Source organism: Pseudomonas fluorescens (assembly GCF_000802965.1).
GTDB lineage: Bacteria > Pseudomonadota > Gammaproteobacteria > Pseudomonadales > Pseudomonadaceae > Aquipseudomonas > Aquipseudomonas fluorescens_A.
Window position 1 is genome coordinate 105,921 of sequence record NZ_JSAK01000004.1, and the last position, 15,357, is coordinate 121,277.

The window sequence follows — 15,357 nt, forward strand, 5'->3', positions numbered from 1 at the left end:
CCGAACTTTCCGGGCGCGCCATGCTCTATCACGCTCCCAGCTCGTGATAGCATCCGCGCCTATGAAGTTTCCAGGAAGAATTACCAGTGGCGTGCTGATGCTGATTTCCAGCTGCGCGGCGCTGGCGCAAAGTGAATTGGATGTGCGGATCAAACCGTCCAACGATGAACTGAAAGCCAATATAGAAGGCTATATCGGCAGTCTCGGCGATCGTGACGAAGAAGCCTTGCTGCGCTTCAGTCGCGGTGCCGAGGAGCAGGCGCGCAAGGCCGCCCAGGCCTTGGGTTACTACCAGCCACAAATCGACAGCGACGTGAAGGGCGGCAAGACGCCGCGCCTGATTCTGACCATCGACCCCGGCGAACCGGTGCATTTGCGCAACGTCACGATCCGCGTCGACGGTCCCGCCGCCTCCCTCAAATCCTTTCGTGTGCCGGACGACCATGCGCTGAAAACCGGTGCGGTGCTCAACCATGGCCATTACGAAGACGCCAAGCGGCTGATCCAGAACCAGGCCTCGCGCTACGGCTTTTTCAGTGGGCGTTTTACCAGCTCTAAACTGTCCGTCGACCCGCGTGCGGGCGTCGCCGATATCGAACTGATCTACAACAGCGGCCCGCGTTATTCCCTGGGCAAAGTCAATTTTGAGGGCGACACGCCGTTCGACGAAGACCTGCTGCAACGCATGGTGCCGTTCAAGGCCGGTACGCCGTATGACTCCGAACTGATCGCCGAACTCAACCAGGCGCTGCAATCGAGTGGCTACTTCGAGGGCGTGCGGGTCGACGCGGCACCGACAGCCTCGAAAAACGATGTGATCCCGGTGGACGTCAAACTCGAAACCCGCAAGCCGCGGACCATGGGCCTCGGCCTTGGATACTCCACCGACGTCGGCCCACGGGTCAAAGCCAACTGGACCCGGCACTGGGTTAACCCGCAGGGGCACAGCTATGGCTGGGAGACCGAAGTCTCGGCGCCACGGCAAAACGTCGGCGTGTTCTATGACATTCCGTTGGACCCGCCACTGACCGACAAACTGCGTTTCGCCGGTGGTTATCAAAAAGAAGAAATCGCCGACAAGGACAGCCTGAGCAAACTGCTCACCGTCGGCCCGGAGTGGCACAGCAAGTTGCCGAGCGGCTGGCAGCGCGTGGTTTCGCTGAAATGGCAGCGCGAGGAATATCGGCTCGGTGACGACTCCGGTCTAAGCACCTTGCTGATGCCGGGCGTGAGCTATTCGTACCTGAAAAGCGACAACCGCATCGACCCGCACAACGGTTATCGCCTGCAATTCGAAACCAAAGTAGCCAAGGAAGGTTTGGGCTCGGACAACAACTTGCTCTACGGCACGGCGTTGGTGAAAGGCCTGACCACGGTGTTCGACAAGCACCGCTTGCTCGGTCGGGTGCAGGTTGGCGGTAGCGCCACCAATGGCTACAAATCCATACCACCGTCACTGCGATTCTTTGCCGGTGGCGACCAGAGCGTGCGCGGATACGACTATCAAAGCCTGTCCCCGGAAAACTCCCAGGGCGACCGCATCGGTGGTCGCTACATGGTCACCGCCAGCGCCGAATACCAATATTCCATCGCCGAAAAATGGCGGGTCGCGACGTTCATCGACCAGGGCAACTCGTTCAATTCACTCGAACTGCCGAACCTCAAGACCGGGGTCGGTATCGGCGTGCGCTGGGTCTCGCCGGTGGGGCCGATTCGCCTCGACCTGGCCCATGCGATGGACGACGATGGCGGCATTCGATTGCACTTTTCCATGGGGCCTGAGCTGTGAAGCGTGGTTTGAAAATAACGCTGCTGGCGATTCTGGCGCTGTTGATGCTGCTGGTTCTGACATTGACCACGGTGCTTGGCACTGCGACGGGCAGTCGCTGGGCGCTGGGGTTTGTGCCGGGCCTGACCCTCGATAATTTTCAGGGACGCTTGGGCGGACAGTGGAGCGCTGACCATGTGTTGTGGCAGCAGGACACCAGCAAGGTTGAGCTGACCCAAGTGATTTTCGCCTGGTCACCGCTGTGCCTGACGCGCATGAAACTGTGCATCGAGCAATTGCAGGCCGATCAGGTCAGCCTGCAATTTCCACCGGGTACCGACGAAGACAGCGGCGGCGCGATTGAGCTTCCCGACCTGGACTTGCCGTTGGCCATCGAATTGGGTGACGTGAAGGTCGGCAGCCTGGTGTTCAACGGCAGCGAACAGCTCAAAGGCCTGCAACTGGCGGCGCACTGGACCGCAGAGGGTTTGCAGATCGATTCCGTTGCATTGCAACGGGATGAGTTGAGCCTGAACTTGTCTGGCCTGCTGCAACCCCGTGGCAACTGGCCGCTCAATGTCGAAGGCAAACTGACCCTGCCGGCGCCAGGCACCGAGCCATGGGCGTTGGCCCTGAAGATCGACGGCGACCTGCTGAAAACCCTGAACCTGAAAGCCGACAGCAGCGGTTACCTCAACGGCCAACTGAGCGGCGAATTGCAACCTCTGGTGGAAAACCTGCCGGCCAAGGTGCGCATCACCGCTGACGGCTTCAAACCCAGCGCCGATCTGCCGGACACCCTGCAACTCAATCAACTGGAACTCAGCGGCGCCGGCGACCTGAAAAACGGCTATGCACTGATCGGCAATGCCACGTTGCCCGCCGAGGAGGGGCCGGTGGCCCTGGCGCTGCAAGGCAAGGTCGACGCCAACGGCGCGCAAATCTCTGCGTTGGACCTCACCGCCAACGACAAGCAAAACCTCAAGCTCACCGGACAACTCGACTGGAGCAAAGGCCTGAGCGCCGAGGCGAAAATCGACTGGCTGGACTTCCCGTGGCATCGGCTCTATCCGCTGATCGACGAACCGGAAGTGGCGCTGCGCAGCTTCAACGGCGAAGTCTCCTACACCGATGGCAAATACCTCGGCAACTTCAACGCCGCGCTGGACGGCCCGGCGGGGGCGTTCAGCCTGACCAGTCCGTTCGCTGGCGACCTGAGCAAAATCTACCTGCAACAGATTCAACTCGTTGCGGGGCAGGGCAAGGCTGAAGGGCACTTGAACCTGCAATTTGCTGACGGCATTGCCTGGGACACCGCGCTGGACCTGTCGGCGATCAACCCGGCGTATTGGGTCGCGGAATTGCCGGGCACTCTCGCCGGACCGTTGCGCAGCAAAGGCGAGATGAAGAATGAAAAACTCAACCTGTCCGCCGACCTCGATCTGAAGGGCAAGCTGCGTGGGCAACCGGCCGTCCTGCAAGCCAAGGCCGATGGCGTCGGCGAGCAATGGAACCTCAATGCGCTGCAAATCCGTTTGGGCGACAACAGCATCAGCGGCAAGGGCAGCCTGCAACAGCAACTCGCCGGACAGATCGATATCAAGTTGCCGCGACTGGCGCAGCTCTGGCCGCAACTGCGTGGCCAAATCAATGGCCGGGTCGATGTGGCAGGTACGCTCAAGGCGCCGCAAGGCAAGCTCGGGTTGCAAGGCACGCAACTGGCGTTCGCCGACAATCGCCTGCAAAGCCTGAACCTGGACGCCACGCTCGACAGCGCGCAACGGGCGAAAATCGACCTCAAGGGCAGCGGCATCCAGACCGGCGATACCTCGCTCGGCACGTTGACCGCCAGTGGTCAGGGCGACATCAAGAATCAAAAACTCGCTCTGGACCTGCAAGGGCCAAAGCTGAAGATGGCCCTCGGGCTGGACGGTGCGCTGGACAAAGGCAACTGGCGCGGGCGTCTGGCTAGTGGCGACATCCAGGCCGGTGGCCAGGACTGGAAGCTGCAAGGCCCGGCGAAGCTCGAACGGTTGGCGGACGGCAAAATCAACTTCGGCGCCCATTGCTGGATGTCCGGCCCGGCCAGTCTGTGCGGTGAAGACCAACGGCTGATGCCAGAGCCGAAGCTGCGTTATCACCTCAAGCAATTCCCCATCGACAGCCTCGCGCAGTGGCTGCCGAAAGACTTCGCCTGGCAAGGCCGGCTCAATGCTGATGTGCAGCTGGATCTGCCAGCGAGCGGTCCGAATGGCCTGATCAGCATCGATGCCAGCGGTGGCACGTTGCGGGTGAAGGAAAAGGATCAGTGGCTGGACTTCCCGTACCAGACGCTGAAACTCACCAGCAAACTCACGCCAAAACGCATCGACACCGATCTCAATTTCGTCGGCGGCAAGCTTGGCGAACTGATGGTTCAAGCGCAGATCAACCCGTTGCCGAAAAACAAACCGGTGACCGGTTCGTTCCGCTTGAACGGTCTGGACCTGTCGGTGGCGCGGCCGTTCGTGCCCATGGTTGAGAAACTGACCGGACGCTTGAATGGCAGCGGGACGATTTCCGGTGGGCTGTTGGCACCGCAGGTCAACGGTAACTTGCTGCTGAGCGACGGCGAGGTGACCGGGCCTGAGTTGCCGATGGAACTGCGAGACTTGCAGCTTCGCGCAGTGATCGCCGGCGAAACCGTGCAGTTGAACGGCGGCTGGAAAAGCGGCAAGACCGGGCAGGGCAGTTTGACCGGCGATATCGCCTGGGGCCAGGCGCTGGTGGTGGATCTGGCGCTCAAGGGTTCGCAGTTGCCGGTCACCGTCGAGCCGTATGCCAAGCTTGAAGTGGCGCCGGACCTGAAGATCTCGATCAAGGACGACAAACTGGCGGTCGCCGGTAAAGTGCTGGTGCCCAAGGGCGACATCACCATTCGCGAGCTGCCGCCATCGACAGTCAAAGTCTCCGATGACACGGTGATCGTCGGCCAGCAGACTGAAGAGGGCAAACCGCCGATGGCCACGGTCATGGACATCGATGTGGTGGTCGGTCAGGACAAACTGAGCTTCGCCGGGTTTGGCCTGACGGCGAACCTGCAAGGTCATGTGCACATTGGTGACAACCTCGACACCCGTGGCGAACTCTGGCTCAACGATGGGCGTTACCGTGCCTACGGCCAGCGCTTGACGGTGCGCCGGGCACGTTTGCTGTTTGCCGGGCCGATCGATCAGCCATACCTCGACATCGAAGCGATTCGCCAGACCGACGACGTGATTGCCGGCATCCGTCTGAGCGGTAGCGCCGAGCAGCCGACCACGCAGATTTTCTCCGAGCCGGCCATGAGTCAGGAGCAGGCGTTGTCCTATCTGGTGCTGGGTCGTCCACTGGCCAGCAACGGTGAAGACAACAACATGCTCGCCCAGGCCGCCCTCGGGTTGGGCTTGATGGGCAGTTCCAAGGTGACGGGCAGTTTGGCGAAGAACCTCGGCATCGAGGATTTTCAGCTCGACACCGAAGGCAGCGGCGATGCCACCAGCGTAGTCGCCAGCGGCAACCTCTCCGAGAAGCTCAGCCTGCGTTATGGCGTCGGCGTGTTTGAACCGGCCAACACCATTGCCCTGCGTTACAAGTTGAGCAAAAAGGTCTACCTCGAAGCCGCCGGCGGCGTGGCCAGTTCGCTGGACATCTTCTACAAGCGGGACTTCTAAGCCCTGCAAATCACCTGTGGCGAGGGAGCTTGCTCCCGCTGGGCCGCGTAGCGGCCCCTCCAAGAAATCACCCAAAAATCCCTCCATTGCCAATAGGGCTGCTCCGCAGCCCAGCGGGAGCAAGCTCCCTCGCCACGAAGTTTGTGGCAATACCCGACACCATTGGTCAACTAAATACAAAGCAACCTAACTATTACGTTGACATTGGCTGCCTAGGCAGTAACATCTCGACATACATTCACTGCCTAGGCAGCTAATTGGTGGTCAGATGAAGCATTTCACCCCAGACAACTTCCACAATTGCCATCTTGGTCTCTTGCTCGGGCGCGCCGCGCTGCTCAAGGACCGGATCATCGACACGCACATGGAACCCCACGGCATCACCGCCGCGCAGTTCAAAGTGCTGATCATCATGGCCCAGTTCGGCGTCGATACGCCGGGCGAGCTGTGCCGGCATTTGTCCCTCGACAGCGGTTCGATGACCCGCATGCTCGATCGTCTGGAACAGAAAGGTTTCCTTGCCCGCCAACGCTCTGAAGCGGATCGCCGTCAGGTGCAACTGGTGCTGACCGCAGAGGGCCAGACGCTGGCCGATCGCCTGCCGCACATCGGTGCCGAGGCGATGAACGAACTGGTCGAAGTCGTCACGCCGCAAGAGCTGGAAACCCTGGAAAAGATCCTGAAGAAAATTTTGGTAGCAGCGGGTGACTCGATCACTTTGCTGCGAGTAGGTGGTAACGATGAACAGTAAAACCTTGCGCAGCGGCCTGAGCGTGGTGCTGTTGGCCATGAGCCTGGCCGGCTGCGCCAGTTACAGCGGCCTGAATACTGAAGGCGTCAGCCTCGATGCGAAGAACCTCAAGGCCGGGCAATCCCTCAGCGGTGTGACACTGTCGCCCGCGGCCTGGCCGAAAAGCGATTGGTGGAAAAGCCTCGGCGACCCGCAGCTCGACGGTCTGATCCGCGAAGCCCTGCACGACAGCCCGGACATGCAGATCGCTGACGCCCGCGCCCATCAGGCCAGCGCCGCCGCGTATGCCGCCGACGCTGCGCGGATGCCGACCGTGGATGCCAGCGCGGGTGTCAGCCGTTCGCGTCTGGCCCGCGATCAAGACCCGCTCGGTCAGGGCGACGCGTATTCCACGGTGCGTAACATCAGCGCCAGCTTCAATTACAACTTCGACCTCTGGGGCGGTCAGCGTGACGCCTGGGAAGCGGCTTTGGGCCAGGCCCGCGCCGCCGAAGTCGATCAGCAGACAGCGCAGTTGACCTTGTCTGCCGACGTTGCCCGTGCCTATAGCGATCTGGGGCAGGCGCACATCGTCTATGACCTGTCCGCCGAGGACCTCAAGCGCACCAAGCAAATGCTCGACCTGAGCCAGCGTCGCTTGAGTTCCGGTATCGACAGCCAGTATCAGTTCCAGCAGACCGAAAGCCTGGCAGCCACGTCCGAAGCCAATCTGATCGACGCCGAAAAACGTCTGCAAAGCGCGAAAATCGCCTTGGCTGTTTTGCTGGGTAAAGGCCCGGACCGCGGCAATGAAATTGCCCGACCGAAAATCCTTCAGGCCAGCGCCGTGGCGTTGCCGTCGGTACTGCCGGCCGAACTGCTTGGTCGTCGTCCGGACCTGGTGGCCGCGCGCTGGCGCGTCGAGGCGGCGAGCAAGAATATCGACGCCGGAAAAACCCGGTTCTATCCAAACTTGAACCTCAGCGCGGCGGCGGGTGCCGAATCGTTGCTGGGCGATGCGATGTTCGGTTCGGCCAGTCGTTTCTTCAATGTCGCGCCGACGATTTCCGTGCCGATTTTCGACGGCGGTCGCTTGCGCGCCGACCTCGATTCCCGCGACGCCGACTACGACCTCGCGGTGGCGCAATACAACAAAAGCCTGGTGAGAGCGCTGGGGGATGTCAGTGACAGCATCAACCAGTTGCGCGATATCGGCCGGCAAATCGTGGCCCAGCAGCACGCGACTGACATCGCCCAGGATTCTTACAACACCGTGGTCCAGCGCTACGGTTCCGGCATCGGTAACTACCTGGACGTGCTAAGCATCGAGCAGCAATTGCTCCAGGCCCAGCGTCAGCTGGCCAATCTGAATGCCGAGCAGATCGACCTGTCGATCCAACTGATGCAAGCGCTGGGCGGCGGCTATCAGCCTGAGGCCATTGCCTCGGCCAACGCCACGCCCGCCTCGCTGACTCACTAATTCAAGGGACTTGTCATGGCTACTGCCGATACAACTCAATCCGCTGAAAACACTCCGGCAAACCCGAATGCCGGCAAACGCAAAATCATGTTGCTGGCGCTCGCCGTGGTGGTTGCGCTGGGTGGCGCGGGCGTCTGGGCTTATCACGAGTTCTACGGTCGCTGGAGTGAAAGCACCGACGACGCTTATGTGAACGGCAACGTGGTGGAAATCACGCCGCTGGTCACCGGCACCGTGGTCAGCATCGGTGCCGACGATGGTGATCTGGTCCACGAAGGCCAAGTGCTGGTGAACTTCGACCCGAACGACGCCGAAATCGGTTTGCAAAGCGCCCAGGCCAATCTGGCCCGCACCGTGCGTCAGGTGCGCGGCTTGTACAGCAACGTCGATGGCCAGAAAGCTCAGGTCAATGCGCAACAGGCTGAAGTACAGAAAGCCCAGGACAACTTCAATCGCCGCAAAAACCTCGCCGCTGGCGGGGCGATTTCCCAGGAAGAACTGTCCCACGCCCGCGACGACCTGACCTCGGCGCAAAACGCCCTGGCCGACGCCAAACAGCGTCTCAAAACCACCAGTGCCTTGGTGGATGACACGGTTGTTTCGTCGCATCCGGATGTGATGGCCGCCGCCGCGCAATTGCGTCAGGCGTACCTGAACAATGCCCGCAGCACTTTGATCGCGCCGGTCACCGGTTACGTGGCCAAACGTACCGTGCAACTCGGCCAACGGGTACAGCCGGGCGAGGCGCTGATGGCGGTGATCCCGCTGGATCAGCTGTGGATCGACGCCAACTTCAAGGAAACCCAACTGCGTGACATGCGTATCGGCCAACCGGTGGAAATCGAAACCGACCTCTACGGTAGCGACGTGACCTACAGCGGCACCGTCGACAGCCTCGGCGCCGGGACCGGCAGCGCGTTCGCCTTGCTGCCGGCGCAAAACGCCACGGGCAACTGGATCAAGATCGTGCAGCGGGTGCCCGTGCGGATACACGTCAACGCTGAAGAACTGGCCAAGCACCCGTTGCGGGTCGGTCTCTCGACGGTGGTCGATGTCAACCTGCGCGACCAGAGCGGCCCGGTGCTGGCGCAACAGCCACCGCAAAAGGCCTCGTTCAGCACCAACATTTATGACCGTCAGTTGGCCGAGGCTGACGCGATGATCACTCAACTGATTCACGATAACAGCGCCGCGGCCAGCAAGACCGTGCAACGCTGATTCGCCCCTGTGGGAGCGAGCCTGTGTGGCGAGGGAGCTTGCTCCCGCTGGGTCGCGAAGCGGCCCCAAAAGCTTTACGACTGCTTCGCAGCCGAGCGGGAGCAAGCTCCCTCGCCACACAGGCTCCCACACGGTCAGCTGCGCCTGTAACAGGCGTAGCGCCAATCAGGTTTCAAAGGATTTGCGATGAGCAATAACGCCTCTTTTACGCCACCCAGCCTGTTGCTCAGCACCATCGGGCTGTCGCTGGCGACCTTCATGCAAGTGCTCGACACCACGATCGCCAACGTGGCGCTGCCGACGATTTCCGGCAACCTCGGGGTGAGCTCTGAGCAGGGCACCTGGGTGATCACTTCGTTTGCGGTCAGCAACGCCATTGCGCTGCCACTGACCGGATGGCTCAGCCGCCGCTTCGGCGAGGTGAAGCTGTTTGTCTGGGCGACGCTGTTGTTCGTGCTGGCTTCGTTTCTGTGCGGTATTTCCACGTCGATGCCGGAACTGGTGGGCTTCCGCGTCCTGCAAGGCGTGGTGGCGGGGCCGTTGTACCCGATGACCCAGACCCTGCTGATCGCGGTTTACCCTCCGGCCAAACGAGGGCTGGCGCTGGCGCTACTGGCGATGGTCACGGTGGTCGCGCCGATAGCCGGGCCGATCCTTGGCGGCTGGATCACCGACAGCTACAGCTGGCCGTGGATTTTCTTCATCAACGTGCCGATCGGTTTGTTCGCCGCGTGGGTTGTCACGCAACAGATGAAGAAGCGCCCCGTGGTCACCAGTCGCCAACCCATGGACTACGTCGGTCTCATCGCGTTGATCATCGGCGTCGGTGCGCTGCAAATTGTCCTCGACAAAGGTAACGATGCCGACTGGTTCGAATCCAGTTTCATCATTGTCGGTTCGGTGATTTCGGTGGTGGCCCTGGTGTTCTTTGTGATCTGGGAAATGACCGACGAACATCCGGTGGTCAACCTGCGGCTGTTCGCTCACCGCAACTTCCGCTACGGCACCATCGTGTTGATTCTGGGTTATGCCGGGTTCTTCGGGATCAACCTGATCCTGCCGCAATGGCTGCAAACACGACTGGGCTACACCGCGACCTGGGCCGGTTTTGCCGTGGCCCCGCTGGGGATACTGCCGGTCCTGCTGGCGCCATTTGTCGGTAAGTACGCACCGAAGTTCGACATGCGCCTGCTGGCGGGCGGGGCGTTCCTGGCGATCGGCTTGAGCTGTTTCATGCGCGCCGGCTTCACCAATGAAGTGGACTTCCAGCACATCGCCATGGTGCAACTGTTTATGGGTATCGGCGTGGCACTGTTCTTCATGCCGACCCTGACCATCCTGCTCTCGGACCTGCCGCCTAGCCAGATTGCCGACGGTTCGGGCCTGGCCACGTTCTTGCGGACCTTGGGCGGTAGTTTTGCCGCGTCATTGACCACCTGGATCTGGATCCGCCGGGCTGATCAACACCATGCCTACCTGACCGAAAGCATCACCCAGTTCGATCCCGCGACCCGCGAGGCGTTGACCCAATTGGGTGGGGCAGGGGCCAAGGCGTATACCCAGCTGGATCAGATGGTGATCAGCCAGGCGTACATCATGTCCACGGTGGACTACTTCACCCTGTTGGGTTGGATGTTCATAGGCTTGATATTGATTGTGTGGCTGGCCAAACCGCCGTTTACGGCGAAGGCCGGGCCTGCGGCTTCCGCGGGGCATTGAGTCAAGCACAATCAATGTAGGAGCCGGCTTGCTGGCGAAGGCGGTGTGTCAGATGCAATTGATCCAGCTGACACACCGCGATTGCCAGCAAGCCGGCTCCTACAAAGGGGGGCGTTAGATTGTGGGGGCGGCAAGCTGCGGTGGCGGGGCGAAGTCGAACGGCGCCAGCGCAAAGCCGTGCTCATCGACCTGCAATGCCCAGCCCTGACGATCCCAATCCCCCAGCACGATGCGCCGCGCTGCCTGTTCACCCAATTGCAACTTGTGAATGGCGGGGCGGTGGGTGTGGCCGTGGATCAGGGTTTTCACGCCGTACTGCTGCATGATCCGCGGAATCTCTTCGGGCGTGACATCGACAATGTCATTGGCCTTCATCCGCGTCTGCGCACGGCTTTCGCTGCGCAGTTTGCGCGCCAGTTTATGCCGGGTGCTTAACGGCAGGTGCCGCAGGATGAACAGGGTGATCGGGTTGCGCAGGTAGCGACGCAGCTTCATATAGGCTTCGTCGCGGGTGCAGAGGCTGTCGCCGTGCATCAGCAGCACCGGTTCGCCGTTGAACTGCACGACACTCGGGTCTTTCAGCAAAGTGCAGCCGGCCTGTTTGCAAAAGGCCGGGCCGAGCATGAAATCGCGATTGCCATGCATCAGGAAAATGGCCGTGCCGCTGTCGCTCAATTCGCGCAGGGCCTGGCAGATGGAACGCTGGAAAGGGGTCATGGCGTCGTCGCCAATCCACGCCTCGAAAAAGTCGCCCAGAATGTACAACGCACTCGCCGAGCGGGCGCGTCCGGCGAGCAAATCCAGAAACGCCCGGGTAATGTCCGGGCGCTCCTCTTCCAGATGTAAATCTGAAATCAGCAATATCACTCAATGATCTCGGCTTTCTCGATGATCACGTCGTCTGCTGGTACGTCCTGGTGGCCGGACTTGGAAGTGGTGGCCACGCCTTTGATCTTGTCGACAACGTCGGTGCCGGCGGTCACTTTGCCGAATACCGCGTAGCCCCAGCCTTGAACGTTCTTGCCGCTGTGGTTCAGGAAGCTGTTGTCAGCCACGTTGATGAAGAACTGTGCGGAAGCCGAATGCGGCTCCATGGTGCGGGCCATGGCGACAGTGTACTTATCGTTGGAAAGACCGTTGTCAGCTTCGTTCTGGATGCTTGGACGCTTGTCTTTCTTTTCTTTCATGCCTGGCTCGAAACCGCCGCCCTGGATCATGAAGTTACCGATCACACGGTGGAAAACGGTGTTTTCGTAGTGACCGGCTTTCACGTACTCGACGAAGTTGGCCACGGTGATCGGGGCTTTCTCGGCGTTCAGTTCCAGGACGATGTCGCCATGGTTGGTGGTCAGTTTGACTTGGGTCATGATCGGGCACTCTTTTTAAACAGCAGTTTTATAAGGAATTCGTGGTTTTGGGACATTTCGTCCGCACACCGGTTCAGCCTGTCTGGGCCAAGGTGCGCAGTTTAGCGTGACAGACGCGAATTTCGAGGCTGTTTTTCATTTACGGCCTATTAAATGCGACCGTTTGCAGGTGCGCTCTGTCAGGTGCTTGACGGCATCGGCTATGATAGCGGCTTTGTTTTGTCCGGCCTTCATTACGGCCACGCACTTGTACGTTCAAGGATCCTATGAGCAAGCCCACTGTCGACCCTACCTCGAATGCCAAGACCGGCCCAGCCGTTCCGGTCAACTTCCTGCGGCCGATCATCCAGGCAGACCTGGACTCGGGCAAGCACACGCAGATCGTCACCCGTTTCCCGCCTGAGCCCAACGGCTACCTGCACATCGGCCACGCCAAGTCGATCTGCGTGAACTTCGGCCTGGCCCAGGAGTTCGGCGGCGTCACGCACCTGCGTTTCGACGACACCAACCCGGCCAAGGAAGACCAGGAATACATCGACGCAATCGAAAGCGACGTCAAATGGCTGGGCTTCGAATGGTCCGGCGAAGTGCGCTACGCCTCGCAGTATTTCGACCAGTTGCACGACTGGGCGGTAGAACTGATCAAGTCGGGCAACGCCTACGTCGACGACCTGACCCCTGAGCAAGCCAAGGAATACCGTGGCAGCCTGACCGAGCCGGGCAAGAACAGCCCGTTCCGCGACCGTAGCGTTGAAGAAAACCTGGACCTGTTCGCCCGCATGAAGGCCGGCGAATTCCAGGACGGCGCACGTGTATTGCGGGCCAAGATCGACATGGCCTCGCCGAACATGAACCTGCGTGATCCGATCATGTATCGCATCCGTCACGCGCATCACCACCAGACCGGTGACAAGTGGTGCATCTACCCGAACTACGACTTCACCCACGGTCAGTCGGACGCCATCGAAGGCATCACCCACTCGATCTGCACCCTGGAGTTCGAAAGCCACCGTCCGCTGTACGAGTGGTTCCTCGAGCACTTGCCAGTGCCGGCCAACCCGCGCCAGTACGAGTTCAGCCGCCTGAACCTGAACTACACCATCACCAGCAAGCGCAAGCTCAAGCAACTGGTCGATGAAAAGCACGTCAATGGCTGGGATGACCCGCGCATGTCCACGCTGTCGGGTTTCCGCCGCCGTGGCTACACGCCGAAATCGATCCGCAACTTCTGCGAAATGATCGGCACCAACCGTTCGGACGGCGTGGTTGATTTCGGCATGCTCGAATTCAGCATCCGCGACGACCTCGACCAGAGCGCCCCGCGCGCCATGTGCGTACTGCGTCCGCTGAAAGTCGTGATCACCAACTACCCGGAAGGCCAGGTCGAGAACCTCGAACTGCCGCGTCATCCGAAGGAAGACATGGGCGTGCGCGCCTTGCCGTTCGCCCGCGAAATCTACATCGACCGTGAAGACTTCATGGAAGAGCCGCCGAAGGGCTACAAGCGCCTGGAGCCGACCGGCGAAGTGCGTCTGCGTGGCAGCTACGTGATCCGCGCCGACGAAGCGATCAAGGACGCCGATGGCAACATCGTCGAACTGCGTTGCTCGTACGACCCGGAAACCCTGGGCAAGAATCCTGAAGGCCGCAAGGTCAAAGGCGTGATCCACTGGGTGCCGGCCGCTGCCAGCGTCGAGTGCGAAGTGCGTCTGTACGATCGTCTGTTCCGTTCTCCAAACCCGGAGAAGGCCGAAGACAGCGCCAGTTTCCTGGACAACATCAACCCTGACTCGCTGCAGGTACTCACCGGTTGTCGTGCTGAGCCTTCGCTTGGCAATGCACAGCCGGAAGACCGTTTCCAGTTCGAGCGCGAAGGCTACTTCGTCGCGGATATCAAGGACTCGAAACCGGGCGCTCCGGTATTCAACCGTACCGTGACCCTGCGTGACTCCTGGGGCCAGTGATTCAAGGAACTAACGTGCTAACGATCTACAACACGCTCACCAAGAGCAAAGAAGTCTTCAAGCCGCTCGATGGCAACAAGGTGCGCATGTACGTGTGCGGCATGACCGTGTACGACTACTGCCACCTGGGCCACGGCCGCAGCATGGTCGCGTTCGACCTGGTGACGCGCTGGTTGCGCTTCAGCGGCTACGACCTGACCTACGTGCGCAACATCACCGACATCGACGACAAGATCATCAACCGGGCCAACGAGAACGGTGAATCGTTCGAAGCCTTGACCGAGCGCATGATCGCGGCGATGCACGAAGACGAAGCGCGCCTGAACATCAAGAAGCCGGACATGGAACCGCGTGCCACGGATCACATCCCTGGCATGCACGCGATGATCCAGACCCTGATCGACAAGGGCTACGCCTACGCTCCGGGCAATGGCGACGTGTACTACCGCGTCGGCAAGTTCATGGGCTACGGCAAGCTGTCGCGCAAGAAGATCGAAGACCTGCGCATCGGCGCGCGGATCGAAGTCGACGAGTCCAAGCAGGACCCGCTGGACTTCGTGCTGTGGAAAGCCGCCAAGCCGGGCGAGCCGAGTTGGGAATCACCGTGGGGCGCCGGGCGTCCGGGCTGGCACATCGAGTGCTCGGTGATGTCGACCTGCTGCCTCGGTGAGACTTTCGACATTCATGGCGGCGGCAGCGACCTCGAGTTCCCGCACCACGAGAACGAAATCGCCCAGAGCGAAGCGGCCACCGGCAAGACCTACGCCAACGCGTGGATGCATTGCGGCATGATCCGCATCAATGGCGAGAAGATGTCCAAGTCCTTGAACAACTTCTTCACCATTCGCGACGTGCTCGACAAGTACCACCCGGAAGTCGTGCGTTACCTGCTGGTGTCGAGCCACTACCGCAGCGCGATCAACTACTCGGAAGACAACCTCAAGGACGCCAAGGGCGCGCTTGAGCGTTTCTACCACGCGTTGAAAGGTCTGCCGAGCGTGGCCCCGGCTGGCGGCGAAGCGTTCGTCGAGCGTTTCACCCAGGTGATGAACGACGACTTCGGTACGCCGGAAGCCTGCGCGGTGCTGTTCGAGATGGTTCGCGAGATCAACCGCCTGCGCGAGAGCGATCTCAATGCAGCGGCCGGTCTGGCGGCGCGCTTGAAGGAACTGGCCAGTGTGCTGGGTGTGTTGCAGCTCGAAGCCGACGACTTCCTGCAAGGCGGTGCCGAAGGGCGCGTGGATGCCGCTGAAGTCGATGCGCTGATTGCGGCTCGTCTGGCGGCACGTGCCGGTAAAGACTGGGCGGAATCCGACCGCATCCGCGACCAGCTCACCGCCATGGGTGTGGTGCTGGAAGATGGAAAGGGCGGCACCACTTGGCGTCTGGCTGACTGATTGCTTCGTTACAGACAAAACC

General features: G+C 60.7%; 10 protein-coding genes. 8 read left to right on the top strand and 2 right to left on the bottom strand.

The annotated features are described in order from the left end of the window. The first annotated feature begins 61 nt into the window (after window positions 1-61). From NL64_RS04100 to NL64_RS04125, 6 genes are all read left to right on the top strand, one after another. Window positions 62-1,789, top strand: coding sequence for an autotransporter assembly complex protein TamA (locus tag NL64_RS04100; RefSeq protein WP_034146883.1), 1,728 nt, complete (start codon window positions 62-64; stop codon window positions 1,787-1,789). Then, complete coding sequence (locus NL64_RS04105) at window positions 1,786-5,460, top strand: translocation/assembly module TamB domain-containing protein (RefSeq protein ID WP_034146884.1); 3,675 nt, start codon at window positions 1,786-1,788, stop codon at window positions 5,458-5,460. The genes NL64_RS04100 and NL64_RS04105 overlap by 4 nt, the downstream gene beginning before the upstream one ends. Before the next feature lie 268 nt (window positions 5,461-5,728). Continuing rightward, window positions 5,729-6,211 carry a MarR family winged helix-turn-helix transcriptional regulator gene (locus NL64_RS04110; RefSeq protein WP_034146885.1) on the top strand — a complete coding sequence of 161 codons (483 nt, stop codon included), beginning with the start codon at window positions 5,729-5,731 and terminating at the stop codon, window positions 6,209-6,211. After that, window positions 6,201-7,670, top strand: coding sequence for an efflux transporter outer membrane subunit (locus NL64_RS04115; RefSeq protein WP_034146886.1), 1,470 nt, complete (start codon window positions 6,201-6,203; stop codon window positions 7,668-7,670). Before NL64_RS04110 ends, NL64_RS04115 begins: the two co-directional genes overlap by 11 nt. 15 nt (window positions 7,671-7,685) lie before the next feature. Further along, window positions 7,686-8,888 carry an HlyD family secretion protein gene (locus NL64_RS04120; RefSeq protein ID WP_034146887.1) on the top strand — a complete coding sequence of 401 codons (1,203 nt, stop codon included), beginning with the start codon at window positions 7,686-7,688 and terminating at the stop codon, window positions 8,886-8,888. Between the two features lie 186 nt (window positions 8,889-9,074). Next, window positions 9,075-10,607, top strand: coding sequence for a DHA2 family efflux MFS transporter permease subunit (locus NL64_RS04125; RefSeq protein ID WP_034146888.1), 1,533 nt, complete (start codon window positions 9,075-9,077; stop codon window positions 10,605-10,607). Between the two features lie 114 nt (window positions 10,608-10,721). Here the strand turns inward: NL64_RS04125 and lpxH are convergent, their stop codons facing one another. Both lpxH and NL64_RS04135 read right to left on the bottom strand, forming a co-directional pair. Further along, a complete protein-coding gene (lpxH, locus tag NL64_RS04130) occupies window positions 10,722-11,474 on the bottom strand; it encodes a UDP-2,3-diacylglucosamine diphosphatase (protein ID WP_034146889.1) in 753 nt (250 codons plus the stop codon). Then, window positions 11,471-11,974: a peptidylprolyl isomerase gene (locus NL64_RS04135; protein ID WP_034146890.1), complete on the bottom strand. Its 504-nt coding sequence runs from the start codon at window positions 11,972-11,974 to the stop codon at window positions 11,471-11,473. The genes lpxH and NL64_RS04135 overlap by 4 nt, the downstream gene beginning before the upstream one ends. 266 nt (window positions 11,975-12,240) lie before the next feature. Between NL64_RS04135 and NL64_RS04140 the strand changes: the two genes are divergently transcribed. After that, the gene (locus NL64_RS04140; RefSeq protein ID WP_034146891.1) at window positions 12,241-13,938 is read left to right on the top strand and encodes a glutamine--tRNA ligase/YqeY domain fusion protein; all 1,698 of its coding nucleotides are present in this window, start codon (window positions 12,241-12,243) and stop codon (window positions 13,936-13,938) included. A 14-nt stretch (window positions 13,939-13,952) separates the two neighbouring features. After that, window positions 13,953-15,335: a cysteine--tRNA ligase gene (cysS, locus tag NL64_RS04145; protein WP_034146892.1), complete on the top strand. Its 1,383-nt coding sequence runs from the start codon at window positions 13,953-13,955 to the stop codon at window positions 15,333-15,335. Window positions 15,336-15,357 lie beyond the last annotated feature (22 nt).

What these genes read in the sequence shown, in the direction of transcription:
- NL64_RS04125 (WP_034146888.1), top strand. Translation starts at nt 9,075, where the DNA reads ATGAGCAATAACGCCTCTTTTACGCCACCCAGCCTGTTGCTCAGCACC.
- NL64_RS04110 (WP_034146885.1), top strand. Translation starts at nt 5,729, where the DNA reads ATGAAGCATTTCACCCCAGACAACTTCCACAATTGCCATCTTGGTCTC.
- NL64_RS04140 (WP_034146891.1), top strand. Translation starts at nt 12,241, where the DNA reads ATGAGCAAGCCCACTGTCGACCCTACCTCGAATGCCAAGACCGGCCCA.
- NL64_RS04115 (WP_034146886.1), top strand. Translation starts at nt 6,201, where the DNA reads ATGAACAGTAAAACCTTGCGCAGCGGCCTGAGCGTGGTGCTGTTGGCC.
- NL64_RS04135 (WP_034146890.1), bottom strand. Translation starts at nt 11,974, where the DNA reads ATGACCCAAGTCAAACTGACCACCAACCATGGCGACATCGTCCTGGAA.
- NL64_RS04120 (WP_034146887.1), top strand. Translation starts at nt 7,686, where the DNA reads ATGGCTACTGCCGATACAACTCAATCCGCTGAAAACACTCCGGCAAAC.
- NL64_RS04100 (WP_034146883.1), top strand. Translation starts at nt 62, where the DNA reads ATGAAGTTTCCAGGAAGAATTACCAGTGGCGTGCTGATGCTGATTTCC.